The sequence below is a fragment of the Alcaligenes faecalis genome (assembly GCF_002443155.1).
In the GTDB taxonomy this organism is placed as follows: domain Bacteria; phylum Pseudomonadota; class Gammaproteobacteria; order Burkholderiales; family Burkholderiaceae_B; genus Alcaligenes; species Alcaligenes faecalis.
The window spans coordinates 1,540,649-1,554,829 of record NZ_CP023667.1 but is presented as its reverse complement, the minus strand read 5'-3'; the positions used below and the strand labels follow the sequence as shown (position 1 = coordinate 1,554,829).

Annotated in this window: 20 protein-coding genes; 9 read left to right on the top strand and 11 right to left on the bottom strand. The window is 52.9% G+C overall.

Features of this window, described 5'->3' with window-relative positions:
* Window positions 1-251: 251 nt before the first annotated feature.
* The 8 genes from CPY64_RS07200 to CPY64_RS07165 form a co-directional block, all read right to left on the bottom strand.
* Window positions 252-935, bottom strand: a complete 684-nt coding sequence (locus CPY64_RS07200) for a metallophosphoesterase (RefSeq protein ID WP_042480178.1) — start codon at window positions 933-935, stop codon at window positions 252-254.
* Entirely contained in the window at window positions 932-1,225 is a 294-nt protein-coding gene (locus CPY64_RS07195; RefSeq protein ID WP_226791344.1) for a hypothetical protein, read from the bottom strand. Before CPY64_RS07195 ends, CPY64_RS07200 begins: the two co-directional genes overlap by 4 nt.
* Window positions 1,226-1,449: 224 nt before the next feature.
* Entirely contained in the window at window positions 1,450-1,785 is a 336-nt protein-coding gene (locus CPY64_RS07190; protein WP_042480173.1) for a DUF1064 domain-containing protein, read from the bottom strand.
* Window positions 1,782-2,435: a DUF6475 domain-containing protein gene (locus CPY64_RS07185; protein WP_042480171.1), complete on the bottom strand. Its 654-nt coding sequence runs from the start codon at window positions 2,433-2,435 to the stop codon at window positions 1,782-1,784. Before CPY64_RS07185 ends, CPY64_RS07190 begins: the two co-directional genes overlap by 4 nt.
* 1 nt (window position 2,436) lies before the next feature.
* Complete coding sequence (locus tag CPY64_RS07180; protein ID WP_052362845.1) at window positions 2,437-3,267, bottom strand: helix-turn-helix domain-containing protein; 831 nt, start codon at window positions 3,265-3,267, stop codon at window positions 2,437-2,439.
* Complete coding sequence (locus tag CPY64_RS07175; protein WP_042482064.1) at window positions 3,264-3,584, bottom strand: Ref family recombination enhancement nuclease; 321 nt, start codon at window positions 3,582-3,584, stop codon at window positions 3,264-3,266. Before CPY64_RS07175 ends, CPY64_RS07180 begins: the two co-directional genes overlap by 4 nt.
* A 38-nt stretch (window positions 3,585-3,622) precedes the next feature.
* On the bottom strand, window positions 3,623-3,967 hold the full coding sequence (locus CPY64_RS07170) for a recombination protein NinB (RefSeq protein ID WP_232623231.1): 345 nt from the start codon (window positions 3,965-3,967) through the stop codon (window positions 3,623-3,625).
* A 67-nt stretch (window positions 3,968-4,034) separates the two neighbouring features.
* Entirely contained in the window at window positions 4,035-4,607 is a 573-nt protein-coding gene (locus CPY64_RS07165) for a hypothetical protein (protein WP_042480164.1), read from the bottom strand.
* A 63-nt stretch (window positions 4,608-4,670) separates the two neighbouring features.
* On the opposite strand from CPY64_RS07165, the gene CPY64_RS07160 reads away from it, so the two are divergent.
* From CPY64_RS07160 to CPY64_RS07120, 6 genes are all read left to right on the top strand, one after another.
* On the top strand, window positions 4,671-4,877 hold the full coding sequence (locus CPY64_RS07160) for a hypothetical protein (RefSeq protein ID WP_003800272.1): 207 nt from the start codon (window positions 4,671-4,673) through the stop codon (window positions 4,875-4,877).
* 323 nt (window positions 4,878-5,200) lie between these two features.
* Window positions 5,201-5,587: a helix-turn-helix domain-containing protein gene (locus tag CPY64_RS07150; RefSeq protein WP_042480158.1), complete on the top strand. Its 387-nt coding sequence runs from the start codon at window positions 5,201-5,203 to the stop codon at window positions 5,585-5,587.
* Window positions 5,588-5,876: 289 nt separating this feature from the next.
* A complete protein-coding gene (locus CPY64_RS07140; protein ID WP_123794733.1) occupies window positions 5,877-6,134 on the top strand; it encodes a hypothetical protein in 258 nt (85 codons plus the stop codon).
* Window positions 6,127-6,675, top strand: coding sequence for a hypothetical protein (locus CPY64_RS07135; RefSeq protein ID WP_123794731.1), 549 nt, complete (start codon window positions 6,127-6,129; stop codon window positions 6,673-6,675). Before CPY64_RS07140 ends, CPY64_RS07135 begins: the two co-directional genes overlap by 8 nt.
* Before the next feature lie 155 nt (window positions 6,676-6,830).
* Window positions 6,831-7,823: an LAPAL motif-containing putative phage structural protein gene (locus tag CPY64_RS07130; RefSeq protein ID WP_123794729.1), complete on the top strand. Its 993-nt coding sequence runs from the start codon at window positions 6,831-6,833 to the stop codon at window positions 7,821-7,823.
* A 647-nt stretch (window positions 7,824-8,470) separates the two neighbouring features.
* On the top strand, window positions 8,471-9,286 hold the full coding sequence (locus CPY64_RS07120; protein WP_042480144.1) for a KilA-N domain-containing protein: 816 nt from the start codon (window positions 8,471-8,473) through the stop codon (window positions 9,284-9,286).
* Between the two features lie 550 nt (window positions 9,287-9,836).
* Here CPY64_RS07120 and CPY64_RS07115 read toward each other — a convergent pair.
* Window positions 9,837-10,160, bottom strand: coding sequence for a BrnA antitoxin family protein (locus tag CPY64_RS07115; protein WP_042480141.1), 324 nt, complete (start codon window positions 10,158-10,160; stop codon window positions 9,837-9,839).
* A gap of 512 nt (window positions 10,161-10,672) precedes the next feature.
* Here CPY64_RS07115 and CPY64_RS07105 point away from each other — a divergent pair.
* Window positions 10,673-10,894 (top strand): hypothetical protein, encoded by a 222-nt coding sequence (locus CPY64_RS07105; RefSeq protein ID WP_042480139.1) that lies wholly within the window; start codon window positions 10,673-10,675, stop codon window positions 10,892-10,894.
* 602 nt (window positions 10,895-11,496) lie between these two features.
* Here the strand turns inward: CPY64_RS07105 and CPY64_RS07100 are convergent.
* Window positions 11,497-11,841, bottom strand: a complete 345-nt coding sequence (locus CPY64_RS07100) for a hypothetical protein (protein ID WP_054513284.1) — start codon at window positions 11,839-11,841, stop codon at window positions 11,497-11,499.
* Complete coding sequence (locus CPY64_RS07095) at window positions 11,834-12,244, bottom strand: hypothetical protein (RefSeq protein WP_042480134.1); 411 nt, start codon at window positions 12,242-12,244, stop codon at window positions 11,834-11,836. Before CPY64_RS07095 ends, CPY64_RS07100 begins: the two co-directional genes overlap by 8 nt.
* Before the next feature lie 1,078 nt (window positions 12,245-13,322).
* Between CPY64_RS07095 and CPY64_RS07085 the strand changes: the two genes are divergently transcribed.
* Window positions 13,323-13,682 carry a hypothetical protein gene (locus CPY64_RS07085; RefSeq protein ID WP_042480130.1) on the top strand — a complete coding sequence of 120 codons (360 nt, stop codon included), beginning with the start codon at window positions 13,323-13,325 and terminating at the stop codon, window positions 13,680-13,682.
* Between the two features lie 91 nt (window positions 13,683-13,773).
* Window positions 13,774-14,037, top strand: coding sequence for a hypothetical protein (locus CPY64_RS07080; protein WP_042480127.1), 264 nt, complete (start codon window positions 13,774-13,776; stop codon window positions 14,035-14,037).
* Window positions 14,038-14,181 lie beyond the last annotated feature (144 nt).

The following is a 14,181-nucleotide window of genomic DNA, read 5'->3' as shown; positions in this document are numbered from 1 at the left end:
ATGGTTTTCTGATCCCAATGTTATGCTTTGCGCCCACCACCAATCAACGTGGGCACCATTGCCTAATTCGCCTCGGTTCGATTGAACATGGCCGGTTGATTCTAAGTCTCGCAAAACACGCCACACCCCTGTGCGGACCACAGACCGCTGCTTCTGGCTGCACTCCCCGCCCACATAATTGATGATCTGGCGCATCTTGAATCGACGGCCTGGGTGTGCCCCCAGCAAACCGATAACCTCGCTCGCGTATTTCATTCCACCTCCAGCGTCGCCAGATTCAGAATGGTAAACTCACGCCCGAAGACGGCGCCGGTGTCGATGTGGTAGACGTTGCCCAAAATGATAGGTTGCTGTAACGGCGTATGGCCAACCACTAAAGCACGGACGCCCTCCACGCCTGAATTATCCCCATCCATGATCCGGCCTCGGGACCACATAGCCATGTGCTGTGCATGGCGGGCCTCTACCCGTCCAAAGTCGCCGTTCAAAGCGGCACAGAAACCCCGCCACGTACCGCATGACACATCAGCGTGCACTAGGCCGACAATTCCGCCTACAGTTTCTACCTCAATGGCAATAGGCAGCGCCGCCATCGCAGAGGATATTGCTGCCTGTCCTTCTGGCGACTGGTCCATGTTCCAGCCTCCACCGTTTCTTCGGTAAATATCGCCCTGCATGTTGCCGAGTGGCCAACGGAGTGCCATGTCGTCGTGATTACCCATCACAGCATGGAACCAAGGCTTGGCAAGCCATTCCAAAACGGCTTCACTCTCGGGGCCGCGGTCGACCAGGTCGCCCACTGAAAAGAGCCGGTCGACCGCCGGGTCGAAGCCGATACGATCCAGCTGGGCCTGCAACTTCGAAAAGCAGCCGTGTATATCGCCAACCGCAAAATCCCGGCCCGCTTTGTTCATAGAAAAGTGCTGCAAGCTCATGCCAATTCCCTCCAAACCAATTCCTTAAATAGCCCCAGGTACAACTTGTACTCGGGCTCTCGAATCCATACCCCAGTCACGTCCTGGATCCAGCGCTGCGCTTTCTCCCGGCGCTGGCGGGCCGGCAGCCCCCGGAAGAAACCGTGACGCTGCGGATACTCGGCAATGACGATCATCTGCTCATGATGTGGCAGTGCCTTATGAAGGCGGTCTACCTGCTCAGCCTGCTCCGGAAGAATGGCCGTCTTGATCGCTTCCTCTTCCTCGCAGTAAGGAACCACATCCAGCATGTTCCCGACACGCTCACCGGAGGCACACCACCTAGCCCAATTCCAAAGAATCGAATCAGCGTCGTACCGTTGCATCCTTTCTCTCCCCAAAAAGCTCTCTCAATCCTTCTCGTGCCCGCTCCCGCTTTGCCTCTGGCTGCCGCTCCTGGTGCTCCTGCCGCTTTCGGCGCACGAAATCTACGTGCTTGGATGGGTCTTGGTACATCCAGCTTGGGTATGACATATCAAACCTCCCTCACCGAAATGCCATGGACCTGGAGCATTAGCTTGCGCTTTACGATGTAGTCCCGCGTGCGCATACCTTTGGCGTCCTCAATTACGGTCTGGCCGGTGCGAGTGTCCGTGTATCGAAAGTCCGCAACGTACTCACACGCTCTTTCGGGCCTTCCATCGTCACGGCGCTGCTTAGGGATCAGTTCGAAACGGGGCTGCAGCTCTAGGTCGGTGATCTGTCCTGTACGCTCCAGCAGCTTGAGCTCGCCATATCGGCCGGCCTCCCGTTTCGAGTCAAAGGCGTGTCCGTCCAGCACGACCTTGCGGTTGCCGTACTTGCGCTTCATGCCTGCAGCCTCCGCGGTGAGCTGGGGGCCAATGCCTCCTGCATTTCTCTGTCGCTGAGCTGCTGGAACCCGATGCGCTGCGTGTCGGAGCCGTTCTGCAGCGCCAGCTTGGCGCGCACAGCATCACCGATCAGCACCGGCGGCTCTACCGGCTGGCCGGCCTGGCTGTTCTGCGCTTCAGCAATACCGGGCAGCCATCTGGGATACCCCAAGCTGGGGCGTGTCGCATAGCCGCGGTAGCGGTTCTCGAACTCACGCGCCACGAACGGCCACTCGTCCTCTTTTTTCGTCCCCAGCGCGATCCAGCCGCCCATGTCCTGCAGCACCAGTAGGATGATCGGGTCATCGAATGTCACGCTGCGGTATGTGCCGACTGTGCGCACGGCTTTATCCACTTTGGCCCAGGCCACCAAGGCGCTATCCTGAGTCGAGCCGCGCAACAGCTTCACAATGTCCGAAGGCTTCGGCACATACTGGCCGTTGTCCGGGTTCACGCAATGCCGGTTTATGGCTTCGTTCACGGCAGGGTAATCAAAGGGTTTCATGGCTTCCCACCAGACGTTCAACGCAAAGCGTGATGTGTCCCTGTGGTAGAAGGCATAGACGTCGGCCATAAGGCCAAAGAACTGCTGTTTTTCAGTGTCGTGCATCTCAGGACTCCAAAGCGGCTAGACGGGCAATTTCTCGGTTTCGGGCTTCCAGGGCCTCCTGGCGATTCAATCCTCCGGACTGCGCTGAGGGGCCTTGCACGGAGTTGCTTTCCTTGACGCCAAAAAGCCCAGTCCAACCACGCTCAATGCTCTGCTCGATGGCGGCTATGGGGTCCTGCCCAGCGGCATGTAGCTTGCCGAGTGTTCGCAGGGAAAGCCGCTTGGCTGCCTCCGTCCAAGCCTTACCGGATTTTTCTTTTCGGAACTCATCCCACATCGACCACGCATCAGAATCCAGCCAATCGGGCAAAACCAAGGCGTCAGCCTTTGATGGTTTATGACGGTTACTTGATGGTTCTATGGTGGTTATATGCGGGTGCAACCCGTTGCACCCTTTCATGTCGTCGTTTGCACCCTTTGTGTCGTCAGATGCGCCCTTTATGTCTTGAATTGCGCCCTTTTCGAGTGGATTAATGGGCGCAAAATCTGCACCGTTTTTTTCATCAGAAATGGGTGCAATTTCTGCACCGTTTTCTTGGCCCGGTAGTTCGCCACCTTTAATCCAATCAAGGTTGATTCGATACTCGCGAGACTGACCCCGGCCTCCATTGCCGCTATTGACCAGAATCAGCCAGCCAGACTCTTCCATCCTGCGCAGTTGGTACTGGACCGTGCGGCGCGATTGGCGCGTCTTAGTCATCAAGTGGTCGATGGAGGGGAAAACCTTGGTCCCGTCGTCATCAGCGTGATCAGCCAACGCCAGGGCAAGAATCATCTCGCCGCCGCCAACTGGGTACCGCTTAAACACAGCGGTCATTACCTCAACACTCATACAGCCTCCCGCTGTGTCATACCGAGCAGATCCAGTTCGGTTGTGCCGTACATGCGCTCAAACGCCCTACGTCCCAGGCCGTGGTAGCCGGTGGCGCCTCGATGGTGCTCAGGGCATAAAGGAATAGTCATCAGGTGGCTGTTACGCTGCCCTGCCCCCATGCCGTGGCGAATGTGATGAATCTCTGCTGGCGTGTTCCCGTAGCCCAGGAATCGGCACAGGATGCAACCAGACTCAGATTGAGCGTTCATATGCTGGCGCTCAGCTTTTGTCGCAGCACGTTTGTTGCTGCGCTTCTTCCAGACGCTGCGTGCCATCGGCTTTGTCGGGGCCTTGAATGTGCTGTTCCAGGCTCTCATGAGAACTCCACTCCATACTCTTGGGCGGCATGAGCCTGAACACGCTCGCAATACTCGGAGAATTGCGAGACCGTCATATCGGTAGTGGAGAGTCGGCGGGTAACTACCTCGCCATCGGGCAGCGTGATGTCTTCACAGACTCCGAACATCCGGCCATACAGTTCGTGCCAGGACTCTTTGCTGAACTGGTGCCCGCCTACCCAGGCCTGCTCAGCAATCGGAGTAATCACCGCGGCCCAGTAGTAGCGATTCTGGACGCTGCGACGTTTCGCTTCCGCTTGGGTGACGATGACCTTGAGCGGCTTATCGTTGTCGATCGCGGCACGCGCATTCGCCCGCACCAATGCCACAAGATTGTTCCAACTCAATCCATCCCGAAGCGTGAACTCCCGATAAATCAAACGCATATCAGGCCCCCACATGCTTACGCTGGGCGATCTGCTCTTCCAATGCCGAGCGAGCCGCGCGCTGCGTACCGATAGATTCAGACAGCTCCTTGTGTGCGGCTTCCATTGCGTCCAAGCTGCTGTCCTGGGAAAGATTCAGCACCGCCGCCATGGCTTCCGAGCCTTCCTTGTTGATCGCCTTTACGCGGTCCACCACATCGAACTCTTGCCCGAAGCAGAAAATAAACTTGCGCGCAGAGAAGCCCAGCGGACGCAGCATTTCGTTCACATAGGCGTAGCGCAGGTCTTCTGGCATGGCCAAGAGAATGGACTGCTCGAAGTTCGCCGGCATGTAGTTGCTGTCTTTGGTCTGGTCGTCGAGCCAGCGGAAGATCCGATCGGCTGCATTCTTGGCCAACGTAAATGTGTCTCCGGCCGTCTCGAAACGCACTTTGCTGCTGGACTCCAGCCCGTGGCGTTGATGGGTCTCAACAATGGCCAGCGCCACCGCCTCCCGGCTCCCCACGCGTGCGCGCCATTGGTCCACGTAATGCAGCAAGGTCTTTAGCTTGGATTTGTGCGACTCGTTTCGCATGATTGATCCGTCCTGCTTTCGTAAAGTAGCCCCTGAGACCTTTGCAATCCTCGGGAACTACGTATGGATAAGAATCTGAATGGGCCGGACACTACCGGCATGGAAGAAGAAATCGACTTAGAGCGCCTGGAGCTGCTGGACCGCGCGGAAGAGCTGGCCAGGCAAATGTTTGAATACCCAACAGAGGCTCACGTAGAGGGCGTGCTGGATCGACTGCTATGGAATGAATTTCACGGCTTAGGCGAGGCAGGGGCCTCTACCCTTCACTAAATATCTGTGGGGCCGATGGGTATCGGCTCTCGCTTTTCTGGATCACACATTGGCGCGCTCCTTTATCGCCTTCCAGGCAGTAGGCCAATGCTTTGGGTTCTGTCGGGCAACTGCCGCGATTACGCGATCTGCAATTCGCGGAGGCAGGTCTTCCGGCCATTGGGTAACTGCCTGAGGCATGATCCCGATAGCAGAAGCGGCGGAACTCACAGAGCCGCCTAGTAGCTGGATGGCATGTTGTTTCTTCATGCGCAAATGTTAGCGTGCTTACGCAATCATTGCAAGCACGCTTTTACCAAAATAGAGTGTAATTGCGCTTACATATGAGCGAACTAAAAGACAGAATCGAAAAATTGAAGGCTGTAATGGCCTGGAATGACACCCAGATGGCCAAGGCGGCTGGGGTGAGTCGTTCCGCCGTTTCTCAGTGGGCCGGGAAAGGAAGCAAAATCATCCACACGATTGGTGATGTGGAGGTTGCTCTTAACCTAGAGCGGGAGACGGGCTACAGCGCGCTATGGATAGCCAAAGGCGTTGGTCCAGAGACAGCTAAAGACCGCGTATCAGCGGAGTCTTGGCCCTTCTCTTCTATCGATAATCAAAAGGTTCGCGCTCTAGACCCAGACAGAGAGCGTATGCAGCTTGAAACCGCCATCCTCCTGTCTGCAGCCCAGCTCGGTCTGGACGTAAAAAAGGACGAGAGCAAGTGAATGACTGGAAACGTGACCCAGCCCAGCATGGGGCTAAGCGGGGGGATGTACGTAGCGGTCGCCCTGAGGGATGGAATGAAGATGGTGAAGGAGCTCTTGTATGAAACCCCTGCCGAGTACGTTCTAGAGTCAGTCAACGGAGGTCAGCGGCTGACTGTACCCCGAGAGAACGTAGAGTCAATCGCAGGTGTAGCCGCAGTAGTCACCCCAGGGAAGCACCGAGAGTAGCGAAACAATCACTGCGCGGGAAAGTGATGGCCTGATGGAACCTATGGAAAGGTTGAGCACAATGAGCAATGATCATGAACCATCTGCTGACAACGATATTGTCAAAGACGTCGCTGTTGCGAACTTTGCTGTGATCACAGCGATCATAGACGCCCTGGCGTCTTCAGGATCGATTGATGGAAATTTTCTCGCCGATCGGATCAAAAGCTATTCAGACAAGATGCGAAGCGAAGAAAGCAAAACAACTATGAACTTCATGTCCTACTATGAGGCGCTCGCGAGAAACAAAGCCTCAGATGCAGGGAGTGATAATGATTAAGCCCGAAGGAGCAGATCCAGCGTTCTCGCGAATGATGGGGAAATTGCGCTTCCCGAATGCCGGCTTCGACGTTGGAGATGACCACGAGTTATTGCATAATGCCCTTATGCGTAATCACCCTACCCGCCCCGAACTGGACGCCAAACTCGAAACCATCGAAGCAAGGATGGACGGAAGGCTTGCGCGCATCGAGGATGCCGTTAATCGCATATCTGAGGACAATGCAGCCACTCGCTCCAGCATTTCAAGTTTAAAAACGACCACTGTTGTCACTGCCGTCGGTGCAGTATTGACCGTGCTGTTTGGTGTGGCCGCTTTCAATGCCACCCTGCTTTCAAACATGACGTCCAGCTTCGATTCTGGTCGGGAAACAGCCAAGCTCGCTGCTGAAGCACAAATGAAGTCCGCTCAGACTCAAGAGCAGGCAGCTCGTCTTATCGCTGATGCTGAGGTGAAGGCGGCCCAGACGCAGAAGGATACCGCTGCGGCCTTAGCTGAAATCCGTGCGATCGTCTCTGACCTCAATAAGAAACAGCAATGACGCCGCTCATGACCCAGCCCAGGGAGGCTGTACGTAAGAAGGACTGAGCAGGAAGAGACAAGGAGCCGTTTGGCTCCTTATTTTTTAGCAATGAAGTAACAAAAGGCTTCTTTTCAAGCCTGTACTATAGATACGACACTAAGGGGAGATCCTGTATGGAAGGACAGGAAACGGATAGAATGTCAGACATGAGTAAAGCTGCTTTTCACATCCTATATGATGGACCTGCGCTGGCAAATCACGAGATGAACGTGAATGACCTAGCGCCTGCCCTGCTCGCGCTCGGCGAAGTGGTTGAGGCTGCGAATGAGGTTTTAAATGGCCCCAAAAGAGCCAGGGTTTCATTGAATGTAAAGGCTTCTTTTAAGACTGGCTGCTTTGGCATAGAACTGGATGTTGCCCAAACTCTTCTTCAGCAGATGGGTGTTCTATTCTCTTCAGCTCAAGCCATTACCGCGCAAGATTTACTGCGTTGGCTTGGTTTTGCTTGGGATAATGGGGATAAAGTCCTAGCCTATGGCGGCGGCCTGCTTTGGCTGCTCAAGAAAAAGAAAGGCGAGCCTATCAAGCACGCTACTCGGCTTGAGTCCGGCCTGGTTCGTATCATGATTGACGATCAGCCATACGATATTGAAGCGGAAGTGCTGGATCTGTATAGAAGCACTAAGATCCGCAAAGCGCTAAACGAGGTTTTGAAGCCTCTAGATAAAGAAGGGATTGACGAATTCGCTATTACTGACAAGCCGCAGAGCGAACGCTTTTTTACCATACGAACAATAGACCGGACCTACTTTGCGCCACCCGAGGCAATAATTGAAGAGCTGCCTGCGACGATCACAGAGACCAATCTTCAACTGGTCAGCGTTTCTTTCCGGCAAGACAATAAATGGCGTTTCTCTGAGGGAGATCAGCCTTTTTATGCCACGATACAAGACCAATCCTTCCTGGACCGCGTTCAGGAAAATGAGACTTTTAGTGCTGGCGATAGATTAAGGGTTCGTTTACGACGGACACAGCGCATGGTGGACGGAACTTTGAAAGTTGATTATGAAATTTTAGATGTTCTGGACCATCAAAAGGGGCTTTCGCAAATACCCATCCAATTTGATGACGACCCGCCGTCTAAACCCACCTACAAACCAAAGTAGTAACTCCCCATCGGCTAAGGTCGCATGAATATGAAGCCCCTCCCGGGGCTTTCTTGTTTATGGTGCCCTCTTCCCAAGCATCACGAGTTCGCCTGAATCTGCAACCGCCCTCAGCTCTGGGGTTAACCGGCTCAGCAACATCGACTGGCCCACATACCCTCGTGCAGTCTGGTAACCGAGCCTGGCGTATCGAACATCATGCCCGTCCGCGGTCTTCATCGTATGCACAGATGTGTGTATAAGCTTCATTTCGATCTCCTAATGATCAATAAATTTGATTGATGAAGCCCTAGGCTAACTGGCTAGTTTCGGACAATAGTCCTATTTTTCACCACATGCTCAGTCATCGATACACCACTACATATAGTGGTGTACATAAAAACAGCCATAAAAAATATCAATAAAAACAAATGAAAATTGTAACAGTCTAGTGCCCAGTGAGACTTTCTAACTGGACTAACCAAAGGGAACGCCATAAAATGTAACGGCAGATAAAGAAAAAGCCGCCTGGGTTTGGGGAAACCCGGCGGCCTTGAGATGTCTGTATTTCTTGCTAGCACCAAGAAAATGACATCCGTGTCGGTGGATATTGTCTAATTTTGTGGTGCTGGCGTCAACCTTACTTGCAACATAAGGAACGCAAATCAATGCGACCTCAGCACCAAACGTCACTCCCTCTTATAGCCCATCAAACTAATGCTGGTATTGTTCAGCAGCGAGCATCCGACGGGTACATCAACGCAACAGAACTCTGCAAGGCTGCCAACAAGAAGATTGGACACTACCTCGAGAATGGCTCAACAAAAGACTTTCTTAATGAACTGGCGGCGGATATCGGAATTCCGACATCCCAACTAATTCAAATAGTTAGGAGTGGAATTTCGCCGCAAGGCACATGGGTACACCCACAGGTCGCCATCAATCTAGGTCAATGGCTATCAGCAAAATTCGCAGTACAAGTCAGCAAGTGGGTGTATGACTGGCTGTCAGGTAAGGGGCAGCCAGTCAAGCTGCCGTATCATCTGGAACGTCATCTATTGAACCAAAATAAAATTCCCTTAGGTTATTTCTCAGTACTGCAAGAGATGACCAACTTTCTAGTGGGTCCATTGGAGGCAAATGGTTATCGCTTACCCGAAAAATGCATGCCTGATATCCCCCAGGCTAAGCTACTATGCAAGCACCTCCGCACTGACTATGGAGTGGACACCAACTCTCTCTATAAATACTCACACGAATTCCCGGATGGTCGCGTTGCCCAGGCCAACCTCTACCCTGTGGAATATCTTGGCGCATTCAGACGTTTGATGGCTGAGGTGTGGATGCCACAATACGCCGCCTCATATTTCAAAGCTCGCGACCCGTCAGCATTGCCAGCACTCGATAAAATTCTTTTATTGAGTGGCCCTGAATGTGCCACTAGGCTGCCCGCCAACAAGCCGCGATTCAAACGCAAGGCCTAACCACTGTCGATCGGCCCTTCCCTCATATTGCGTAATCGCACACCAAAGCCCCTCCGGGGCTTTCTTGTTGGGCGTACAGTTCAGGCCCTGACGTCCGCACGTACCAGCAAGCGTTGCAAAGCACTTCTTTACTTAAGTGGGCGAAAAGCCAACACTGGTACAATAAGACTGATCTTATTCAAAGATAGCAATCTCGCTATCTCACTACCCTTCAAATTCCACGCCACATCATTGCTTAGGAAAACCTCCATTTCCAGGCTGCAGCGGTAATTTGAAGTCATACAGAAGGTATTACTATCTACGAAAAACTTAACCAGGCTAGTCGCAGCCCACTACACACTTCTCCGTTGCGCGAGCCCGCTCGCCGAACAGTCGAAAGCCATCAAACCTATACAAAGCAAGTGGTGTCGACCCGGCAAAAACTTATCCGACAGCTAAAAGACCGGTTCCCCGGCCTTCCGTTCTGATACGTCAGCTCACGTAACGAGCCTATACGACAAAGCCCCTACACGGGGCTTTTTTGTTGTTCTATGCCTGAGTCAGCGGGTACTCATGCCTCATTCAGTGAGCCGCTGAGAGCCAATGACGCCCTCAAGGTATCATTGATCCGAGTCTGCCAGCCATCACCGCTGGCACGCAATGCCGCCAAAACGTCTGCATCTAGACGGATTTTAACGGCCTCTTTGGTCACAGCCTGCTTGCTACCTACTGGGCGACCACGCCGCCGCGCTGTAATCTGCTCCGGCGTATGGGATTGGGCAAACTGATCTGCCTTGGCTTCAGCCAGCGACTCACGCAGACCGGGCAGCGCCTGACCAGCGTCAGCCTCAATAGCTGCCACCACCTTATCCACATCCAGTTTTTTCAAAGTCATCACGATTTCCTCCGTGTGTGCTTAATCTCTTTGGCTGATACCGTTTCACGAACAGCTTTGGTATACACCATGATCAGCAATACCACCTCGTCATCAACAAGGTGGAAATAAATTACACGCGCACCACCGCTCTTGCCACTTCCTGCCCGCTTCCAACGAACCTTACGAGCGCCGTCAGCGCCTTGAATTACATCCCCAGCTCTGGGTTTTCTGCAATCCAGTCAATAAAGGCATGACGCTCTTCGCGGCTCCAAACCGCCTCGGCTTGCTTCTGAAATGCGGGAGTTTCTATAACGGTTCGCATAATTTATTGTACCCCCAAACAAATAAGAAAACAAGGACTATCTATCTAGTCACCTAACAACACAACCCCCTTCTTCTTGACCCAAATTACTGTATAGATATACAGTATAACTATCCCCCTGCCCCGCCATATTGATGCGCTCCACGTAGCTTCCACGAATCAGAGCGCGTATCTAAAACGCCCACTTGTAAGAGAAGAGCATTGCGATATGACGAGTAATCAGAACACCAAGCCGCCGGCCGACCTTTCAGCTTTACTGCGGGCTGCAGCAGAAAGGCTCGAAGAAAGCTGTGCTGTCATTGACGCTGCAGAGGCCGCCTGGCTATCACCAGCACTACAAGACGATGCAAAGCTTCGCATCATGACCAGCCTTCGCCGCACCTTAATTGACGTAATCCTTGGCATTGAGAGCGGCACTCCGATCGACTGAGCGCCTCGCTCCACACTCCCCTGCTCGCTTATGCGGGCTTTTTTTCCAATCTTAGCGTAAGCATTCTTACTAAACGTACGTTAGCATGCTTGACATTATCTGTTAGCACTCTTACACTTCATTCCAACGCTTCACCAAAACCGCAGAACACCTTTAGGCAAAGCCACGGTAAATAACGGTCCATAGAGCGCCAGCAGCAAAGGCTGCGCCCGCTGAGGCGGAGGCTCTTTAAAAATCAGCAGTGTGGTCCACACCAGCCCTACGGATTGGTGAATAACGGCACACGAAAGACGCTGCGCACTGCCGTGAGGTGTAGGTGCGCCTGGTGAACAGAGGGAGACGCGCTGCGTATGCCCTGGCAAAAAGACGGCAGAAAAAACCGGATAGATACATTCCCACGATTGGCGCGAGGCCTTTAACAGGCGTGGGGTCCGGCGCTCCCCTGATGAAGTTGGTAGGGGACGGTCAGGAAACCGTACCGCAGCATTTACGGAACCCGAGAGCGTGAGCCGAGATATTCGGGAGTAGCACGCCAGTAAATCAAAGGGCCTCTCACGCGGCCGCTTTGGTAGGCATTCTTTATTTAGGCGGCCTACTAAAGCTTATTTTGCTCTTTTCCCCAAAGATGGAAGGCCGCCGGATACCGGCTTAGGCGACCCAGAGATAAAAGCCTCTGCCCCTCGAGACCAGGCTGTAGGTGGGCTTTTTTCTCTCAAGCTCTGCATAACAAGGTCATCCAGTATTTCTTCTTCGCTTTTCTTCGGTAATGGCATTGTTTTGAAATCAGTCCAATGGCGCACAAAAGAATCCACCGATTTATGAGCTAGCAAAACTTTAAGGAGAAGTTCTTTTGCGTCTGGCTTTCCTTCTCTTGCTTGCTCCCAGGCTCGCCTTAATCGCTGCATTTCCACATCTTTAAGGTTAATCGATCCACGACGCTTACTCATTGCCGCCTCCATTGCAGTCTCTTGGATCATCTTCCTCGTCTTCTGAGGTCCAAGATAAATGTCTTAAATAATATTCCACATAGTTCAAGCGAGTTTCGATCCGATGTGCATAACGAACAAGATACATACACAACATGGTTGCGTAGGCCATCGCTAAACCTCCTAAGCTTGCAGCCATATTGTAGTAATCCATTTTTTGGGGGTCTTCTTTGAAAGCAAAGACTAGTATTCCGTACGAGCTAAATACCAGTAGAAAAATCAGACAAAAAAGATCGAAACGCCACGCCATCCAGTTCGTGATAGCTCTTCTTTTGCTTTTGCTCAACATTGCAATGCTTATTGCTAACTGGCCAAGCGCGCTAATAGCCATCAGCACTGTCATCACTATCGTGAACGTTTCCATCGTTTATGCCCTTAGTCGGTTACAGGACTGAATAGATTACCTCAGCCTTACTGATAGCCAGGTATGGCGGAGAGTTTGACGGATAAATAGGAGATAGACATGGAACAGCAGGACAAACCAATGCGCTGGCCCAGCGACTTTCCGGGCAAGCATGACAAAGACCCATCAACGCCTGCATGACTCGTGGCAAGAGGTAGCGAGGTCCAGGCAGCCCTTCTTATGAGGGGCATCATCAAGGCGGCGGCACGGTTAGACGTGCGAAACGTAGGAATGACACCCGAGTGCCAGCCAGGGGCGAAGAAGCCAGAAGACGGTCCCGAAATTCTGGCGGCATAGCACAAGGGGCGGTAACTCCCCATTCATTCCAGCAGGTATCAAGCCCTGCCCGCCTTGATGATCAGGAAACTATGCACGCGATCTAGACACGTACCACAAGTAAGCAATGCCCAGAGGTGCAACAAACCAAGCACACAGAAACAAGGCGAAATTAATGATTAACTTAGCTATGAGCATCACTATGGCGTTCAGAAAAAAAACGTTGTCGCCAAGTACAAAACGTTTTAACTCGTCATAAACAAGCTTTGAGAATGGGAACAGTGCCAAGCAAATTAAGCCTGGGAATGTTCGTTTCCAAAAAAAACCATCAGGCCAGCCTGCCTGGTAATCCATGAAGACGAAAAGGGCAAAAAAAGCTAAGCCTATGACGTAAGCCCTAAGCAAATACTCACGTCGTACTGATCCAAAGATTCTAGTAAACATTCAACAGCACCCTGATAAAAAAACAATTCGAGCGAGGCGATCATAACAGCACTTGATTATTAAGGCTCCCAAGCCCAGCGAATAGAACACAAGCCCCAAAGCGGGCACCCTCCAGCCGCAGCATTCCCACTCCCTTAACCAATTCTAAATCAGCCCCGCCCACGCCATGGGCGGTCGGGAGTGCTGCGACTAGAGGGCATAGAACCCCGGAACCCGCCAACACCTGCATTTGCGCAGATGCAGTGACGGCGGCGGACGCAGGCTAACCCTCTTCCTATTCTCAAGCGCCAGGTTTCGGCGCAATCCCCCGGAGCTAAGCATGAACGCTTTTGCTATGCGTGAGATAGACGCGCACGAGCTGGCGGAGCGCCGCCGCGCCTATATCGCGGAGCAGATCCGCAACTGCCTGTACGGCAAAACGCTGTACGTAAACATCGCCTGGACCCTGCAATCGATTCCTCAAAAGGTAAGCCGCATAGGGCTGATCGAAGAAATGGAGAATGCGCTTCTGGCGTCCAGTTCGGCAGGTTTCGACTATTCGGCAAAGCTGCTTGCTGCGCTGGATGATGAAAGCCTGCGCCCTACCCTGCGCACCGAACGCGAACGAATCATCGGCGACTGGGCAGACACCACGCATAACTGCATGACTGTGCAGGAACTGGAGGCGCTGCCGTGTTGATCAAATATTTCATTTTCTCCGGCTTCTTTAGCTGCGCCGCTTTCTTTATCGCGCTCGCCGCTGAAACCGCTATCAGTATTTGGAGGCAGCAATGAGTGACATCATGCTGAACGCCGTAATTCAAATGCCTTACGAAATGGCGATGAAGGACGAGCTATCGCGGCGGCAGTTTTATGAACGGGCCAACCAAGCGCTAAATGACCGCAACAGCAAAGAGGCTGAGATTGAGCGGCTTAAAAAAGCCTTGCGCGTCGCAGTGCTTGCACTAGCTCACGCCACTGAGGAGCACGGGAAGGTCTACGAGCCAGCCTATGACGCAGTTCAGATCGCCTTATACGGAGAGCCTGATGCCTAACAGCCAAAACCCCGGCTTCCCCCGCACTCGCCGCCGTAACCCTTTCGATGGCCAGGGATGCTACGCACCAAATAGCAGCACCCCGCCCTGGGGATGGCCCCTAACCCTAATCATTGCCATAGCAGTCTGCGGACTGCTTTTTTT

Coding starts and splice junctions, on each gene's coding strand:
- CPY64_RS07195 (WP_226791344.1), bottom strand. CDS start 1,225: ATGCTGGATGTGGTTCCTTACTGCGAGGAAGAGGAAGCGATCAAGACG.
- CPY64_RS07175 (WP_042482064.1), bottom strand. CDS start 3,584: ATGGCACGCAGCGTCTGGAAGAAGCGCAGCAACAAACGTGCTGCGACA.
- CPY64_RS07100 (WP_054513284.1), bottom strand. CDS start 11,841: ATGAGTAAGCGTCGTGGATCGATTAACCTTAAAGATGTGGAAATGCAG.
- CPY64_RS07135 (WP_123794731.1), top strand. CDS start 6,127: ATGATTAAGCCCGAAGGAGCAGATCCAGCGTTCTCGCGAATGATGGGG.
- CPY64_RS07105 (WP_042480139.1), top strand. CDS start 10,673: ATGACGAGTAATCAGAACACCAAGCCGCCGGCCGACCTTTCAGCTTTA.
- CPY64_RS07130 (WP_123794729.1), top strand. CDS start 6,831: ATGGAAGGACAGGAAACGGATAGAATGTCAGACATGAGTAAAGCTGCT.
- CPY64_RS07150 (WP_042480158.1), top strand. CDS start 5,201: ATGAGCGAACTAAAAGACAGAATCGAAAAATTGAAGGCTGTAATGGCC.
- CPY64_RS07165 (WP_042480164.1), bottom strand. CDS start 4,607: ATGCGAAACGAGTCGCACAAATCCAAGCTAAAGACCTTGCTGCATTAC.
- CPY64_RS07160 (WP_003800272.1), top strand. CDS start 4,671: ATGGATAAGAATCTGAATGGGCCGGACACTACCGGCATGGAAGAAGAA.
- CPY64_RS07095 (WP_042480134.1), bottom strand. CDS start 12,244: ATGGAAACGTTCACGATAGTGATGACAGTGCTGATGGCTATTAGCGCG.
- CPY64_RS07080 (WP_042480127.1), top strand. CDS start 13,774: ATGAGTGACATCATGCTGAACGCCGTAATTCAAATGCCTTACGAAATG.
- CPY64_RS07115 (WP_042480141.1), bottom strand. CDS start 10,160: ATGACTTTGAAAAAACTGGATGTGGATAAGGTGGTGGCAGCTATTGAG.
- CPY64_RS07180 (WP_052362845.1), bottom strand. CDS start 3,267: ATGAGTGTTGAGGTAATGACCGCTGTGTTTAAGCGGTACCCAGTTGGC.
- CPY64_RS07190 (WP_042480173.1), bottom strand. CDS start 1,785: ATGAAGCGCAAGTACGGCAACCGCAAGGTCGTGCTGGACGGACACGCC.
- CPY64_RS07200 (WP_042480178.1), bottom strand. CDS start 935: ATGAGCTTGCAGCACTTTTCTATGAACAAAGCGGGCCGGGATTTTGCG.
- CPY64_RS07185 (WP_042480171.1), bottom strand. CDS start 2,435: ATGCACGACACTGAAAAACAGCAGTTCTTTGGCCTTATGGCCGACGTC.
- CPY64_RS07085 (WP_042480130.1), top strand. CDS start 13,323: ATGAACGCTTTTGCTATGCGTGAGATAGACGCGCACGAGCTGGCGGAG.
- CPY64_RS07120 (WP_042480144.1), top strand. CDS start 8,471: ATGCGACCTCAGCACCAAACGTCACTCCCTCTTATAGCCCATCAAACT.
- CPY64_RS07140 (WP_123794733.1), top strand. CDS start 5,877: ATGAGCAATGATCATGAACCATCTGCTGACAACGATATTGTCAAAGAC.